General features: G+C 75.6%; 16 protein-coding genes. 6 read left to right on the top strand and 10 right to left on the bottom strand.

Going from position 1 to position 14,554, the window contains the following annotated elements; all coding sequences use genetic code 11:
* Positions 1-51: 51 nt before the first annotated feature.
* Complete coding sequence (locus ACWDAS_RS37490; RefSeq protein ID WP_450399903.1) at positions 52-996, top strand: DMT family transporter; 945 nt, start codon at positions 52-54, stop codon at positions 994-996.
* 49 nt (positions 997-1,045) lie between these two features.
* Here the strand turns inward: ACWDAS_RS37490 and ACWDAS_RS37485 are convergent, their stop codons facing one another.
* Together ACWDAS_RS37485 and ACWDAS_RS37480 are read right to left on the bottom strand one after the other, a co-directional pair.
* Positions 1,046-1,225 carry a hypothetical protein gene (locus ACWDAS_RS37485; RefSeq protein WP_450399901.1) on the bottom strand — a complete coding sequence of 60 codons (180 nt, stop codon included), beginning with the start codon at positions 1,223-1,225 and terminating at the stop codon, positions 1,046-1,048.
* 38 nt (positions 1,226-1,263) lie between these two features.
* Complete coding sequence (locus ACWDAS_RS37480; protein WP_450399899.1) at positions 1,264-1,950, bottom strand: hypothetical protein; 687 nt, start codon at positions 1,948-1,950, stop codon at positions 1,264-1,266.
* Between the two features lie 92 nt (positions 1,951-2,042).
* Between ACWDAS_RS37480 and ACWDAS_RS37475 the strand changes: the two genes are divergently transcribed.
* The gene (locus ACWDAS_RS37475; protein WP_450399896.1) at positions 2,043-3,032 is read left to right on the top strand and encodes a DNA polymerase Y family protein; all 990 of its coding nucleotides are present in this window, start codon (positions 2,043-2,045) and stop codon (positions 3,030-3,032) included.
* Here ACWDAS_RS37475 and ACWDAS_RS37470 read toward each other — a convergent pair.
* Entirely contained in the window at positions 3,005-3,538 is a 534-nt protein-coding gene (locus tag ACWDAS_RS37470; protein WP_450399893.1) for a hypothetical protein, read from the bottom strand. The genes ACWDAS_RS37475 and ACWDAS_RS37470 overlap by 28 nt on opposite strands.
* 159 nt (positions 3,539-3,697) lie before the next feature.
* On the opposite strand from ACWDAS_RS37470, the gene ACWDAS_RS37465 reads away from it, so the two are divergent.
* The gene (locus tag ACWDAS_RS37465; RefSeq protein ID WP_450399890.1) at positions 3,698-4,774 is read left to right on the top strand and encodes a CobW family GTP-binding protein; all 1,077 of its coding nucleotides are present in this window, start codon (positions 3,698-3,700) and stop codon (positions 4,772-4,774) included.
* Here the strand turns inward: ACWDAS_RS37465 and ACWDAS_RS37460 are convergent.
* The 3 genes from ACWDAS_RS37460 to ACWDAS_RS37450 all read right to left on the bottom strand — a co-directional run bounded on the left by ACWDAS_RS37460 (position 4,759) and on the right by ACWDAS_RS37450 (position 6,907).
* Positions 4,759-5,235 (bottom strand): hypothetical protein, encoded by a 477-nt coding sequence (locus ACWDAS_RS37460; RefSeq protein WP_450399888.1) that lies wholly within the window; start codon positions 5,233-5,235, stop codon positions 4,759-4,761. The two genes, ACWDAS_RS37465 and ACWDAS_RS37460, sit on opposite strands and share 16 nt — an antisense overlap.
* A gap of 25 nt (positions 5,236-5,260) precedes the next feature.
* Positions 5,261-5,884, bottom strand: coding sequence for a hypothetical protein (locus tag ACWDAS_RS37455; protein ID WP_450399887.1), 624 nt, complete (start codon positions 5,882-5,884; stop codon positions 5,261-5,263).
* 63 nt (positions 5,885-5,947) lie between these two features.
* Positions 5,948-6,907: a GlxA family transcriptional regulator gene (locus ACWDAS_RS37450; protein ID WP_450399885.1), complete on the bottom strand. Its 960-nt coding sequence runs from the start codon at positions 6,905-6,907 to the stop codon at positions 5,948-5,950.
* 112 nt (positions 6,908-7,019) lie between these two features.
* On the opposite strand from ACWDAS_RS37450, the gene ACWDAS_RS37445 reads away from it, so the two are divergent.
* The 3 genes from ACWDAS_RS37445 to ACWDAS_RS37435 all read left to right on the top strand — a co-directional run bounded on the left by ACWDAS_RS37445 (position 7,020) and on the right by ACWDAS_RS37435 (position 8,478).
* Positions 7,020-7,319 carry a putative quinol monooxygenase gene (locus ACWDAS_RS37445; protein ID WP_450399882.1) on the top strand — a complete coding sequence of 100 codons (300 nt, stop codon included), beginning with the start codon at positions 7,020-7,022 and terminating at the stop codon, positions 7,317-7,319.
* Between the two features lie 37 nt (positions 7,320-7,356).
* Positions 7,357-7,677, top strand: a complete 321-nt coding sequence (locus ACWDAS_RS37440) for a DUF4326 domain-containing protein (RefSeq protein WP_450399880.1) — start codon at positions 7,357-7,359, stop codon at positions 7,675-7,677.
* Positions 7,678-7,839: 162 nt separating this feature from the next.
* Positions 7,840-8,478, top strand: a complete 639-nt coding sequence (locus ACWDAS_RS37435; RefSeq protein WP_450399877.1) for an HD domain-containing protein — start codon at positions 7,840-7,842, stop codon at positions 8,476-8,478.
* A 39-nt stretch (positions 8,479-8,517) separates the two neighbouring features.
* On the opposite strand, the gene ACWDAS_RS37430 is transcribed toward ACWDAS_RS37435, so the two are convergent.
* The 4 genes from ACWDAS_RS37430 to ACWDAS_RS37415 form a co-directional block, all read right to left on the bottom strand.
* Positions 8,518-9,546: a GlxA family transcriptional regulator gene (locus tag ACWDAS_RS37430; protein ID WP_450399875.1), complete on the bottom strand. Its 1,029-nt coding sequence runs from the start codon at positions 9,544-9,546 to the stop codon at positions 8,518-8,520.
* Positions 9,547-9,548: 2 nt separating this feature from the next.
* On the bottom strand, positions 9,549-12,125 hold the full coding sequence (locus ACWDAS_RS37425; protein WP_450399874.1) for an FtsX-like permease family protein: 2,577 nt from the start codon (positions 12,123-12,125) through the stop codon (positions 9,549-9,551).
* Positions 12,122-12,892 (bottom strand): ABC transporter ATP-binding protein, encoded by a 771-nt coding sequence (locus tag ACWDAS_RS37420; RefSeq protein ID WP_450399871.1) that lies wholly within the window; start codon positions 12,890-12,892, stop codon positions 12,122-12,124. Before ACWDAS_RS37420 ends, ACWDAS_RS37425 begins: the two co-directional genes overlap by 4 nt.
* A 258-nt stretch (positions 12,893-13,150) precedes the next feature.
* Positions 13,151-14,539, bottom strand: a complete 1,389-nt coding sequence (locus tag ACWDAS_RS37415; RefSeq protein WP_450399947.1) for an alpha/beta hydrolase fold domain-containing protein — start codon at positions 14,537-14,539, stop codon at positions 13,151-13,153.
* Positions 14,540-14,554: the final 15 nt, after the last annotated feature.

Genomic DNA, 14,554 nt, shown 5'->3' with positions numbered 1-14,554 from the left:
TGCGCCCGTTCCGGATCCGCTTCTTCCGATTCGTAACGAAAGGCCGCCCTCGTGCCGGAACGCACTCCCGCCCTCGCCTCCGCACGCCCGCTCGCGCCCGAACCCGTCGCCCCCCGGCCGCGGTTCGCGCACGGCGCGCTGCCGATCCTCGCCGCCGCCCTGCTGTGGGGCACCACCGGCACCGCCGCCTCATTCGCGCCCGCCGGGGCGCCGCCCGCCGCGGTCGGCGGCGCCGGACTGCTGCTCGGCGGGCTCCTGCTGCTGGCCTGCGCGCGGGGCGTGCCGGCCCTGCTGCGCCCGGCCGGCCGTGCCGGCCGGCCGCTGCTGGCGGTCGGCGCCCTCGCCGTCGCGGGATATCCGCTCTCCTTCTACCCGGCGGTCTCCCGTACCGGCGTCGCGGTCGCCACCGTCATCGCGCTGGGCAGCGCGCCGGTGTTCACCGGGCTGCTGGCCTGGGCGGCGGGCCTGCACCGCCCGAGCCGCCGGTGGGCCGCCGCCACCGCCGTGGCCGTCCTCGGCTGCGGGCTGCTCGCGCTCGGCGGCGCGGACGCGGGTCCCGCGGCGCGCACGGACGCCGCGGGCGTGGGGCTCGCGGCGCTGGCCGGGCTCTCGTACGCCGTGTACTCCCTGGTCGGCGCTCACTTCATCGGCCGCGGGCAGGCGCCGGGCGCCGTGATGGGGGTGCTCTTCGGCGCCGCGGGACTGCTGACCCTGCCCGTGCTCCTCGCGACCGGCGTGACGTGGCTCGGGACGGTGCGGGGAGCCGGGGTGGTCCTGCACCTCGCGGTGCTGACGACCTTTCTGGCGTACCGGCTGTTCGGCCGCGGCCTGCGGCACACGCCCGCCTCGGTCGCCACCACGCTGACCCTCGCCGAACCGGCGATGGCCGCGCTGCTCGGGGTCGCCGTCCTCGGGGAGCGGCCCTCGCCGCTGTCGTGGGGCGGTCTGGCCGTACTCGCCCTGGCCCTGGCGGTGCTGTCCCGCAGGGATCACTGAGGGCCGGACGGGCGCGGCCGTCCGGTCACCGGGTCACAGGGCCACCGGGTCACTGGGGCGGGATCTCGTCCGTGCGCTCGCCCTCCGCCTGGGACGGGGTCGTGCGGGGCACGTCCGGGTGGATCTCCATCGTGCTGCGCTCGGTGGCGTCGTAGATCCGCTCGCCCTCCGCCTGGGAGGGGGTTTCCGCGTAGAGGTACGGATCGGCGTCCGAGTCCTTCGACTTCATGGCGGACCTCCTACGGTCGCTGCCTCCATGGTGCGCCTTCAGGCCCGGCGGGGCGAGACCAGCAGGAAGGCCCGCCGCCTGCGGTCGTGATGGAGCGTGCACTGCCAGCCGTGCGCCTCCAGCACGGCCTGGCACCCGGCCAGCGCGGACTCGGCGGCGCCCGGTGCCGCGCCGGCGGGGACGTGCCAGGAGACCTCGGCGACCCCGCTCTGGGCGGAGGGTGTGACGGCGTACCCGATGACCGACGGACGCCCGGCCGCGTCGCGCGCGGACGGGGGCCGGCAGGCGGCCTCCAGGGCCAGCGCGACGGCGTGGACGTACCGTTCGCGCTCCCAGGGTGCCGGCCGCGTCGCGTCGCCGTCCTGCAGGACGCGGCGGATCTCCAGCAGGCCCGACCAGGCGGCGGCGACCTCGTCGGCGCGGCCCCGGGGCGCCGTCCCCGTGCCGCGGCCGTCGTCGGCCGCGAAACCGCGCTCCGGGGCGGGTGGGGGCGAGGGTGAGGGTGCGGCCGGTTCCGGGCGCTCCGGGTGGGCGGGTTCGATCCGGGCCAGGTCGGTGCGGACCCGGCGGCCCTCCTGGGTGAGGTAGTAGCCGCCGGCGCGCCCGTACCGCACCGCGAGGCCCTGCCGGGCCAGCGCGGCGCAGGTCGCCTCGCGCGCGTTCAGCTGACCGGTGTTCGCGTCGGACTCCAGAAGGGCTCGGCGTTGCACGGCGGTCAGGGTCATGCGACGCACCCTATGAGCCGGACGCGGGGCCCCGGAATGCCCTACACTCGAATTCGAGCAGTTGTTCGAACAAAGGTGGAGGCGGGCAGACCATGGTCGAGGCCGAGCCGCACCAGGACCCCGGGCCCTGCGTGCTCTACATCCGCTGCGGCGGGACCGATCCGGCGACGCTCGCCGCGCTGGCCGGGCTCGTCGGCCAGTTCACCCCCGTCGTACGCGCCGAGCCGCCGGACGCGGTCGTGGCCGACGTGCGCTCCGCGGTGAGCTTCTACGGGCTGCTGCCCGAGCAGCTCGCCCTGATGATCAGCACCCGGGCCTCGGCCCTGTACGACGTGAGCCTCACGATCGGAGTCGCGGGCAGCCGGACGGTCGCCGCCATGGCTTCGTACGACGTCCTCGTCGGCCGCATCCGCGCCGTCGACGCGCACCCGCGGGCCGTCGCCGACTTCCTGCGCGCCAAGCCGGTCGCGGCCCTCCCCGGGATCACCCCGGAGGCCGTCCGCGCGCTGGTCGCGGCCGGGCTGGAGACCGCCGGCAAGGTCGCCGCCGCCCCCCTGCCCGACATCCAGGCGATCCTCGGCGCCGCCCCCGGGCGCGGTGTCTGGGAGCGCGCGCACGGCCTCGACCCCGCCCCGATCACCCCCGAGCATCCACCGGGCTCGCTCGCCGCCGACCGCCTCTTCACCGCGGACGCCACCGACCGGGGCGCGCTGAGCCGCGCCGTCCTCGAACTCGGCCTCGGCCTCGGCGACCGGCTGCGCAGCACCGGCCGGACGGCGAGCGGCCTCACCCTGACCATCCGGCTCGCCGGAGGGTCGTCCGTCAGCCGCAGCCGGACCCTGCCGGAGCCCACCTCGGACCCGGGCGAGCTCGCCGAGGCCGCCTATGCGATGCACGAGGCCCTCGGTCCGCACGGCGCCCCCGTGCGGGCCGTGGCCCTGCGCGCCGAGGGGCTGTCCGCCGCCGACCCGCACCGGGCCCGTTCCGTGCCGGTCGGGGCGGGCCGCGCCCGGGCCGTGTTCCCCTCGACCTTCGCCGATCCGCCCGCCCCCGCTCAGGAGGAGCGGCGGCTGTCCTCGTGAAGCGCCTCCAGTACGGCGGCCATCACCTCCCCGCCGTCCAACGGACGCGGCAGCGGGCCGCGCCGGGCCCGCGCCATGTCCGCGAAGCACGCGTCGCACACGGCGAGCGGGAGATGGCGAATGCCGCAGTCGCGGACGGTCTCGTCCTCCCGCCCGCAGACATCGCAACCCGAGGATGGCGCCATGTGTTCGATGGTGCCCCGTTCCGGCCTTTCGCGACAGGGCGCGACCGGTTCACGACGCGCCGTCAACACCCCTTGTGCCGCCGCAGGTCGGCGACGGCCGGGCGTACCCCTCCGGCCGTCCCCCGGTACGCGGAGCGTCTGCGCCCGGAGCGCGCACGCCTCCAGGCCCCCGCGGGTGCGCCGCGGGTGCGGCTCCGTCGCCCGATGCCGCGTGGAGATCAGGTCGACGGTGCGGTACGCCGTCTCCTCGTCCTCCGCCGCGATGCACACCAGCACCGTGCCGCCGTCCGCCACCGGCGCGCTGTCCGCTCCCTCGGCCATGGGTGCCTCCTCCGTCGTACGGCCGTCCCCGTGGACGCGGCGGAAGACAGCGCGGCGCCCGCGGCGGTTCTGCCGCGGGCGGCCTTTCACCCGCACGAAGCAGTGCTGGGTGCGCCGGGCTTACGATGAGTGGCCGGCAGCCCGTACCCGGAGGAAGCCTTGGCCAAGCAACGGATTCCGGTCGTCGTCCTCGCGGGATTCCTGGGCTCGGGAAAGACCACGCTCCTCAACCACCTGCTGCGCAACAGCGGTGGCACCCGCATCGGCGCGATCGTCAACGACTTCGGCAGCATCAACATCGACGCGCTGTCCGTGGCCGGCCAGGTCGATTCCATGGTCGCCCTCGACAACGGCTGCCTGTGCTGCGCGGTGGACGCCACCGAGATGGACGACATGCTCGCCCGGCTCTCCCGGCCGCAGGCGCGGATCGACGTCATCGTCATCGAGGCGAGCGGTCTGGCCGAACCCCAGGGCATGATCCGGCTGCTGCTGGCCAGCACCAACACCGCCATCACCTACGGCGGGCTCGTCGAGGTCGTCGACGCCGCCGAGTTCGAGGCCGTCCGCGCCCGGCACCCCGAACTCGACCGCCATGTGCGTGCCGCCGACCTCGTCGTCCTCAACAAGACCGACCGGGTCGGCGCCGTCGCCCGCGACCGGGTCCGCGGCGCACTGGCGGCCATCGCCCCCGGCACCCCCCTTGTCGAGGCCGCCCACGGGTGCGTCGACCCCGCCCTCCTCTTCGACCCCCGGCCGCGCCCGGCGGACGACGCGGCCGCCCGCCAGCTGTCGTTCGAGGAGCTGTACGCGGACGACGACCACGAGCACGAGGACGACCACGGCCAGGAGCACGACCACGGGGCCGGAGACCACTCCGGCCACCTCCACGCGGCCTACGAGAGCGTCGAGTTCACCTCCGCCGCGCCGCTGCACCCGCGCCGGCTGATGGACTTCCTCGACAGCCGGCCCGCCGGGCTCTACCGGATGAAGGGCTTCATCCGCTTCGCCGCCCCCGCCCACCGGCAGAAGTACACCCTGCACGCAGTCGGGGGCTTCCTGCGCTTCCTGCCCTCCGTCTGGGCCCGCGGCGATTCCCGCGCCACCCGGCTGGTCATGATCGGTTCCGGGCTCGACGCGGACGCCCTGCGCAAACAGCTCGACGCCTGCGTCGCCGACCCGGAGGACGACCTCCCCGAGAACGCCATGCTCGGCGTCCTGCGCTACGTCCGCCCCTGACGCGCCGCGCCGCGTGCCCCGCCACGCGCCGCTCCGCGCGCCCGCCGGACGGCGGCACAGCCGCACACCACGGCCGTGGTGAACGGCACCAGCACGGCGAGGACCGCCGTCGCCCGGGCCCCGGAACCCCGGTCCGTCGCCATGTACGTTCCCCACGCCGTCCGTACCACGTCCACCACCTGCCCCGGCCTGCCCGCGTACCGCACGGTCACCGGGTCCGGCGACGGATCCCGCGCCGCCGCGGCGCCCAGCGGCCGTCCCGTGCACTGCATGGGGGCGCGACCGCGTTCGGGGTGTTCGTCGCACTCGGTGAGCAGGACCCGCGCCTCACGGCCGATCACCCCGGTCTCGTACGCGCCGTGAGCCGCGGTGAACGCGGTCACCGCCAGCAGGAACACCGCCAGCAGCGACCACGCCACGGCCGGGACCGCGGCCGCGGGACCGTGCCGCTGGGTGATCACACCCTCAGCGTAGGACGCCCCGGCGTCAGTCGAAGGCCACGACCAGCCGGACCCCGTCCGCGCCGAAGCGGCCCGCGAGGGCTTCCATGACGGCGAACACATGCGGCCAGTGCGTGCCCTCGCCGAGGACACTCCCCGCGGTCAGCGGCTCGTACCGCCGTTCCCCATCAGGGGTGGACCAGGTGAAGGGCCGGGCGGCGCTGTCGAGTTCCGCCGGCCGCGGCCCCACCGCCGCGACCACCTCCGGGGGCCACACGGCCGGTACGAGGCACTGCCGCAGCAGGCTCGGTCTCGACGGCCGGGACCAGGTCAGCCGCCCGACGAAGTGCGCGGGGGCGGAGGCGGGGTCGAGGGCGGAGAGCTCGGCCCAGCCGACCCAGCTCGCCCCGTTCATGTGCCCGGCGGCCACCGGCTCCGCCAGGTGCTCCCGGAGCCCGCCGGACAGGTCCGGCGGCAGGCCACGGCCCGCCGCCAGGGGCCGGAACCCGGCGTCGTTGCGCACCCCGAACAGACAGCCGAACGCCGCGTAGTCGGTCTCGTCGTACAGCGGCCACAGGTCCATCGCCGCGATCCACGGTTCGCCGTCGTAGAACTCCGTACCGGCGAGCGGATGCCGGAACTCGATGCCGCCGTAGATGTCCGTGCCCACGGTCCCGCACCGTACAGGCGGGCCCGTGGGAACCGCGCGTCAGCAACCGCCGCATTCGGCGGGCTACCGGCCGCGCAGGGCGCCGGCGGTCGTGCCCGCGCGGTCGCGGAGCAGGACGCGCAGGGTGTTGGCGTGCTCGTAGCCGACGCGCCGGGCGACGACCTCGACCGGGAGGTCGGTGGTGCGCAGCAGGTGCGTGGCCTGTTCCACGCGCAGGTCCTGTACGAAGCGGACCGGGGAGACACCTAGGACCCGCCGCACCGCGCGCTGCAGGGTGCGCTCGCCGACGCCCAGGGCGCGGGCGGCCTCCGCGATGCTGAGCGGCTCCTCCAGGCGCAGCCGCACCCACCGCTCGAAGGCGGCCACCGTCGGATCGCTCTGCGCCAGCGCGCTGGGGATGGTGTACGCCGACTGCGACGGGCGCTCGTCGACGACCAGGTAGCGGGCGACGAGATCGGCCAGTGCCGGGCTCGTCATACGGACCACCGCCAGGGCGAGGTCGACGTGGCCGAAGGCAGCGCCCGCCGTCGTGACGCCGTCGCAGCTGGTGACCATGCGGGTCTCGTCGACCGTGACGGCCGGGTAGCGCTGCCGGAAGACCGGGGCCAGCCACCAGCTGGTCGTCGCGCGCCGTCCGTCCAGCACGCCGGACTCCGCGAGCAGGAAGGTGCCCGTGCAGGCCGAGGCGACCGGCGTGCCGCGCTCGCGGGTGGCCGCGACCAGACGCCGCACAGCGGCCGTCTCGCGGCCCGACACCCGTTCGACGAGGGCGTCCGGCCGCCGCTCCGCGAGGGCCGGGACGAGCACCAGGTCCGCGCCCTCGGCCTCCGCGACGGGAGCCGCCGCCACGAGGTGCCCGGCACCGGTGCGGACCCGGCGGCGCGGGCCGACCGTCGTGACGTTCCAGGCGGGCGGGGGCTGCGGGAGCTCACCGCGCATGGCGTTCGCCGCCTCGACCACGTCGAGGACCGCCGAGAGACCCGAGTCGAACACACCGTCGTAGGCCACCACCGCGATATCCATGACGGAAACGGTATCCAACGTGTCGTTTCCGACGCTGGGGGGAGGGCCGTCGCGCCGCATAGGTTTCCGGTGTCAGGACGGATCACACCCACCACCACACGGAGCACACACGATGACGAAGATCGGCCTGCTGGCCCGCATCGAGGCCAAGCCCGAGCACGCCGAGGAGGTCGCGGCCATGCTGCGCGACGCGCTGGCGGCGGCCCGCGAGGAGGAGCACACGGTCACCTGGTTCGCGTTCCGCGAGGACGCCACCACCTTCGGCGTCTTCGACACCTTCGAGGACGAGGCGGGCCGCACCGGCCACCTGCGGGGCCGCATCGCCGCCGCCCTGATGGCGGCGGCCGCGACGATGCTCCGGACGCCGCCGGACATCCGTCCCGTCGACGTGCTCGCGGCAAAGCTCCCCTGACGGCTGTCGGAGCCCCGGACCCGGGAAGGAAGAGGGCATGAGCCAGACCCAGGACAGGACCACCGTCGTCAATCTGAAGGGTCACCGCGACGACCCCGAGTACGCGGACGTCGTCTACGTGGGCCGCCCGATGCACCGCGGCGGATGGCACCTGGCCGGCTCCCCGCTGGCCAGCCCTTACCGGCCCGGGCCCGACGGCACCCGTCAGGAGGTCCTCGACAAGTACCGCGAGCACCTCCTGGGCCGCCCCGACCTGCTCGCCATGCTGCCCGGACTGCGCGGCCGCAGACTGGGCTGCTGGTGCGTGCCCGAACTGTGCCACGCACAGGTCATCGCGGAACTCGCCGACGAGTCCTGAGCCCGCCCCGCCGGAGACGGCCGGGCGCGTGTCCCGTTCCGAGGGCCCCGCGTCCGTCCGGCATCCGGCGGGGCCCGCGGCCACGCCCGAGGATGGGTCCATCGGTGCCGGGCGCCCGTCCGGGCGCCGGCGGAATCCGGAGAATCCGTCAGGAGATTCGACGTGGCTGAAATCATCGCGGACATCGAGGTACCCCAGACCCGGCTCGTGGCGGAGGCCACCGCACTGGTGCGCAAGGCCGCCGACGACGTGGTCTTCCACCACTCCCGCCGGGTGTTCTTCTGGGCGTCGATACGCGGCCGCAACCGCGGCTGGGACTACGATCCGGAGCTGCTGTACGTCGGCGCCCTCTTCCACGATCTGGGGCTGACCGAGGGCTACGCCCGGACGGACCAGCGCTTCGAGATCGACGGCGCCGACGAGGCCCGCCGCTTCCTGCTGGACCACGGCGTGCCGGAGGACGGGGCCCGGCTGGTGTGGGAGGCGATCGCCCTGCACACCACGCCGGAGATCCCGTGGCACATGGCGCCCGAGATCGCGCTGGTCACCTCCGGTGTCGAGGTCGACGTCCTCGGCTTCGGGTACGACGAGATCACCCCGGAGCAGCGGGAGGCGGTCGTCGCGGTCCACCCCCGGCCCGACTTCAAGAACAACATCCTCAAGGAGTTCACCCACGGCATCGCGCCGCGCCCCGACACCACGTTCGGCAACGTCAAGGCCGACGTCCTGGAGCGCTTCGTGCCGGGATTCGTCCGCGGGAACTTCGTCGACACCATCCTCCGGTCCCCCTGGGCGGAGTAGTCCCCGGTGGTCCCGCGCCCGGTCCCCCGCCCCGCCCCGTCACTCCGCGGGGGTGCCGTGCGGCCGGGTGGTGCGGAAGCGGTCCCGGTACGCGCCCGGGCTGACGCCCAGCCGGCGCCGGAAGGCCCGCCGCATGGTCTCCTCCGAGCCGAAGCCGCTGCGCCGTGCCACCGTGTCGAGGGCGTCGTTGCCGGCCTCGAGCAGCGCCTGTGCGGCCTCGACCCGGATGCGTTCGACGTATTCGGCGGCCGTGCCGCCCGTCTCGGTGCGGAAGAGCCGGGTCAGGTGGCGTGAACTCACCCCCGCCCGGGCCGCCAGGGCGGGCAGGCTGTGGTCCCCCGACGGCTCGGCGGTCACCTGGTCGAGCACCTCGCGCAGCACCGAGTGCGCGGGGTGCTTCGGGCTCTGCCGCACGCTGAACTGCGACTGCCCGCCCGGCCGGGCCATGAAGACGACCAGGAACTTGGCGGCCTTCCGCGCGACGTCCGGTCCGAGGTCGGACTCGACGAGGGACAGCGTCAGGTCGATGCCCGCGCTGATGCCCGCCGAGGTGATGAAGCGGCCGTCCCGTACGAAGATCGCGTCGCAGTCCACCTCCACCTCGGGGTAGCGGGCGGCGAGATCGTCCGCCAGCCGCCAGTGCGTCGCGGCCCGCCGCCCGTTCAGCAGTCCCGTGGCGGCCAGCGGGAAGGCGCCCGCGCAGACCGAGGCGACGGTGCGGGAGCGGTCGGCCAGGCGGGTGATGCCCTCGACGAGCGCGGTGTCGGAGACCGCCGCCCACCAGTCGGGGCGCCCGGGGATGACGAGGGTGTCGACGGCGAAGTCCACCTCGTCCAGCGCCAGGTCCGGCACCAGCCGCAGCCCCGCGGTGGTGGTGACGGGCTGCCCGTCCGGCGAGACGGTGTTCATCACGTAGTTCGCGCCGTACTCGTTGGCCGCCGCGTACACGTCCAGCGGACCTGTCACGTCCATCAGCTGCAGCCCTTCGAACAGCAGGACCAGGACGCGGTGCGGCGGTACGGAGGGGGAGGTGCCGGAGGGCTTGTGGGGGTTCACGCGGAGGGTCACTCTCATTCCTTCGTTCCGGCGGCCGTGACCGGCCGTACGCGCAGGGACAGCCAGGTGGACACGAGCGGCGCGCCGAAGGCGAGCGCTCCCGTCCCGCCGGCGATCGCCAGGTAGGCGAGCGCCGGCACGTGCGGCACCGGCGAGCCGGTCAGCGCGTAGGAGACCAGGACCAGAGGCAGCGCGGCGGCCGCGGTGCCCAGGCCGACACCGGTGAGGACGACGGCCCCGCTCTCCCAGCGCATCATGCGCCGCACCTGCCCGGGGGTACCGCCCACCAGTCGCAGCAGCGCGAATTCGCGGCGGCGGACCGAGGTGTTCATGGCCAGAGTGTTCACCACGGTGATGCCCGTGTAGACGATCACCATGCCGGCCAGCAGGTAGTTCACCCACGCGTTCGCCTCCTGCTCCTCCAGCCGGTCGTGGAGGGCGAGCCTGTCCTGGACGCCGGTGCCGGGATAGCGCCCGGCGAGCGCGGCCAGCTCCGCCGCGAGCCGGGTGCCGGACACGCCGGGGGCGCCGCGTACCAGGACGGACTCGTCCATGCCCGCGGTGGTGTGGGGGAGCAGCTGCTCATGGGCGAGGGTGAGGTCGGCGAAGCCGAGGCCGCGGCCGTACACCGCCACGACCTTCGCCTTCACGGGCGTGCCGTCGCCGAGCCGCAGCTCGGCGGTGTCGCCGAGGCCCAGGCCCAGCCACGAGGCGGCGGTGGTGCTCATGGCCACGGTGCCGGGGCCCAGGCGCGTTGTGCCGCCCTCGCGGACGTCCAGGTCGAGCGTGTGACGCAGCCCCCGCGGCGATACGCCCTGCGCGGACAGCGAGATCGCCGACTCGCTGCCCAGCTGCCTGCTCCGGGCGACGACCTTGGACCGTACGAGGGCGGTGGCGGCCTCCACACCGGGCAGCCGGCGGGCCCGCTCGGCCACCTCGGGCGGGAGCCCGTGCGGCGAGGTGACGACGTGGTCGGCGACCGTGCCCGCGCGGGTCTGCCGGGCGGCCGCGTCCAGCGCGGTGGTCTGGGCGAACACGACGGTGGCGGCGAAGGACACCGCCAGCACCAGGGGCGTGACGGCTCCGGCCAGCCGGACGGCGTTGGCCCGGGTGTTCGCCGCCGCCAGGTGACCGCCGACCCGCGACACGCGCATCACGGGGCCGAGCAGCCGCATCGCCATACGGGCGACGGCCGGGCCGAGCACGGCGAGGGTGATCACCAGCAGCAGCACGAGGGTGTTGGCCAGATTGGCGAGCGTGGCGAAGTCGCCCCGCTGACCGAGACCGGTGGCGAAGGCGCCCAGCGAGAGCACCAGCAGTACCGCCCCTGTGATCGCGCGGCCCCGGCCGAGGACCGGACGCTCCACCGCCGCCTCGCCGAGGGCCTCCGTCGGGCGGATGCGGCTCGCCCTGCGCGACGCCGACACCGCAGCCACCAGGGCGGTCAGCACCGTGACGACCAGCGCGCCGACCGCGGGGAGCGGCCCGACGACCGGCTCGAAGCCGGGCGGGACGATCCCGTGGCCCGCGAAGCGGTCACGCATCCACCGCACCACGACCGGCACCAGGGGCCAGCCGAGGACTCCCGCGACCACCGCCACGGCCGTAGCCTCCAGGCCGACCATGCGCCGTACCTGGCCCGGCGTCGCGCCCACGGCGCGGAGCAGGGCCACCTCGCGCTTGCGGTGCTGTACGGACAGGGCGAGCGTGCTCGTGACGACGAGGACGGCGACGATGAAGACCGTGCCCCCGAAGGAGCCCGCCAGCAGGGTCAGCGCCGAGCCGGCTGCCACCGTGTCGAGGAACTCCGCCCGGCCCCGGCCCTCACCGGTGCGCACCGACAGGGACGGGTCGTCCAGCGCCGTGCTGATCCGGTCCGCCAGCTCGTCGGCGCCCGGTCCGGAGCTCGCGGCCGGCACGCCGAAGGCGTCGACGGCGCCCGGGTGCCCGGCCAGCCGCGCGGCCGTCGCGTCGGTGAAGAACAAGGCGGACTGGCGCGCCGTCCGGACACCCGGGCCCGGATCCACGACGCCCGCGACCCGGTACCGCCGGGGAGCGGACCGGGTCGCCAGCGTCACGGTGTCCCCGGCGCCGACCCCCGAACGCCGGGCCAGGGCCCTGTCCAGGACGACGTCCCCGGCGTCGCGCGGCGCGTGGCCCGCGACCAGGGTGAAGGGGCCCAGCCGGGCCCCGGACCAGTTGTGCCCCAGCTGGGGCGGCCCGTCGGCGGCGGCCTGGCCGCCCCCGACGACCCGGGCGGGGAAGCCGATGTCGGCCACGACGCCGTTCGCGCCGGGCACGGCCGCGATCCGTTCGCGCAGCCCCTCCGGTAGGCGGACGCGTTCGGTGAGCGGCTGCGACGCGGTGCGGTCCCCGCCCCCCGCCGTGTGCACCCGTATCTCGGCGCGGTCGCGGCCGGAGACGACGACGGACGCCCCGGCGTAGCGCTCGGCGGGCGGGGTCGAGCGCAGTCCCGACTCCAGCAGGACACCGCAGGTGCCGAGCATCGTCGAGGCGAGCAGCAGGGCGACGAAGGTGCCGGCGAAGCCGCCGGCGCGGGCGCGCAGGGTGCGCAGGGCGAGGATGATCACCGGACGGCGCTCCGCAGTCCGGAGAGCCGCCGGGCGACCTCGTCGGACGTCGGCGCCGCCAGGTGCCCGGCGATCCGCCCGTCCGCGAGGAAGACGGCGGCGTCGGTGTGCGCGGCGGCGACGGGATCGTGCGTCACCATGATCACCGTCTGACCGAGCTCGGCCACCGCCGTCCGCAGCAGGCCGAGGATGTCGCGGGCGGTGTCCGGGTCGAGGGCGCCGGTCGGCTCGTCCGCGAAGATCACGTCGGGCCTGGTCACCAGGGCCCGCGCGATGGCGACCCGCTGCTGCTGCCCGCCGGACAGCTCGGCGGGCCGGTGGCCCGTGCGGTCGGCGAGGCCCACCCGGTTGACGATCTCCTGGAGCCAGGCACGGTCCGCCCGCCGGCCCGCGAGGCGCAGCGGCAGGGTGATGTTCTGCCCGACCGTCAGCGAGGGCATGAGGTTGAACGCCTGGAAGACGAAGCCCACCCGCTCCCGGCGCACCTTGGTGAGCTGCGTCTCTCCCATGCGGGTGAGGTCCGCGGTCCCCAGGCACACGGTGCCCGAGGTCGGCCGGTCCAGCCCGGCGGCGCAGTGCAGCAGGGTGCTCTTGCCGGAGCCCGAGGGGCCCATGACCGCGGTGAACGTACCGCGCGGGAAGGCCGTGCTGACGTCCCGCAGGGCGTGGACGGCACCGGCCCCGCGGCCGTACGTCCTGCCGACCCCGGACAGCCGGACGGCCGCCTCGGGTGTCTCGCCGGGCGCCTGCCGGGTCGCCCGGTCCACGGCGCTCACCGTGCCCCCCGAGGAGTCCCCGCGGCGCCCCGGCGGGCGGTCGCGGGGCCGCCCACCCGTGCGGCAGGGCAGGCCCAGGGGAGTCGCCGGTCCGGTACGCACGCGCTGGGGAGGTCCGCCGCCTGTCCGTCGGGCGCGGTGGCGGGGGCGGTGACGCTGGCCGTACGGCGGAACCGGGGCATGTGCCGGTGCTGCATGGTGGTGCTCCTTCTGGCGGTGTGTTTCGGATCTCCCTGGGCCCGGCCGTGCTCAGCCGCGCCCGTATTCGGCCAGGGCCCGCCGCAGCAGCCAGCCCGCCTGGGCCGTGGCGGCCCGGGCGGCCGGGCTGCCGGCCAGCGGGTCCTGGGCGGTGAAGGAGTGGACGGTGCCCAGGTAGCGGACGGCCGTCACCTCGACACCCGCCGCCATGAGGGCCCGCGCGTACGCCTCGCCCTCGTCGCGCAGTACGTCCGCCTCCGCCGTGACGATCAACGTCGGCGGCAGTCCCGCCAGGTCCCGGGCCGTGGCCCGAGCGGGCGCCGCGGTCGGCTCGGTGCGGACGGGGGCGTCGGCGGTGTACTGGTCCCAGAACCACCGCATCTGAGACTCCGTCAGGAAATAGCCCTCGGTGAACTCCCGGTAGGACGGGGTGTCGAAGCCCGCGTCCAGCGCGGGGTAGAACAGCACCTGCGCCCGCAGCTCCGGACCGCCGCGCCGGGCGGCCAGCATCGCCGCCGCGGTCGCCAGGTTGGCGCCCGCGCTGTCACCGGCGACGGCCAGCCGGGTCCCGTCCAGGCCGAGGACCGCACCGTGCCGGGCGAGCCACGCCACCGCGGCGTACACCTCGCGCAGCGCCGTGGGGTAGCGGGCCTCGGGGGAGCGGCTGTACTCCACGAAGACGACTGCCGCGCCCGAGGCGTGGGCGAGTTCGCGCACCGCGCGGTCGTAGGTGTGCCGGTCGCCGAGCACCCAGCCGCCCCCGTGGACGTACACCACCACGGGCAGCGGGCCGCGTACGCCGCCCGGCCGGACGACCCGCAGCAGCACCGACCGGCCCGGCCCGGCGTCGATCTCCCGTTCGTCGATGTCGGCGGGCGGCATGTCGGCGGGCGCGTCGCCGCCGGCCGCGGCACGGGCCCGCGCCTCCTGGGGGCTCAGCGTCTCCAGCGGTGGGCCGCCGGCCGCGTCGATGGCGTCGAGGAAGCGCCGGGCGTACGGGTCGAGCCGCACGGCAGGGGCGGTGCCGGTGCCCGTTCCCGTGTCGCCGGGGCTGTCCGCGGCCGAGGGCGGGCGGGGTGCGGGGGTGGTCATGGTGGTGTCTCCGTGGGGTGGTTCGGGGGTGCGGCTCCCGCCGCTCAGGGGCTCGTGGACGGGGTGCCCGGAGGTCCCGTCAGGGCCGGCGCGCAGGGCAGCCGGTGGATCCGGCACCTGCTCGACGAGCACCTCGGGCACGGAGGCTCCGGAGGTGACGCCGACCGTGGTGACGCCGTCCAGCCAGGCCTCGTCGATCTCCTCGGCGAAGTCCACCAGGTACGCCGCGCGGGCGCCGGCCGGCTTGGCGACCTCCACGAGGCGCACGGAGTCGGAGGAGTTGCGCGAGCCGGCCGCGCCGTTCGGCCCCCGTCGGCTCCGGCTCGCCGTGGACGAGCCGGAGCGGATGACGCCGCCCTCCCC

Source organism: Streptomyces sp. NPDC001070, assembly GCF_053598835.1.
Note: the sequence above shows the minus strand (reverse complement) of the source record. Positions and strands in the feature narration are given on the sequence as shown.

Coding starts and splice junctions, on each gene's coding strand:
- ACWDAS_RS37485 (WP_450399901.1), bottom strand. CDS start 1,225: ATGAAGTCGAAGGACTCGGACGCCGATCCGTACCTCTACGCGGAAACC.
- ACWDAS_RS37480 (WP_450399899.1), bottom strand. CDS start 1,950: ATGACCCTGACCGCCGTGCAACGCCGAGCCCTTCTGGAGTCCGACGCG.
- ACWDAS_RS37475 (WP_450399896.1), top strand. CDS start 2,043: ATGGTCGAGGCCGAGCCGCACCAGGACCCCGGGCCCTGCGTGCTCTAC.
- ACWDAS_RS37470 (WP_450399893.1), bottom strand. CDS start 3,538: ATGGCCGAGGGAGCGGACAGCGCGCCGGTGGCGGACGGCGGCACGGTG.
- ACWDAS_RS37450 (WP_450399885.1), bottom strand. CDS start 6,907: ATGGATATCGCGGTGGTGGCCTACGACGGTGTGTTCGACTCGGGTCTC.
- ACWDAS_RS37445 (WP_450399882.1), top strand. CDS start 7,020: ATGACGAAGATCGGCCTGCTGGCCCGCATCGAGGCCAAGCCCGAGCAC.
- ACWDAS_RS37440 (WP_450399880.1), top strand. CDS start 7,357: ATGAGCCAGACCCAGGACAGGACCACCGTCGTCAATCTGAAGGGTCAC.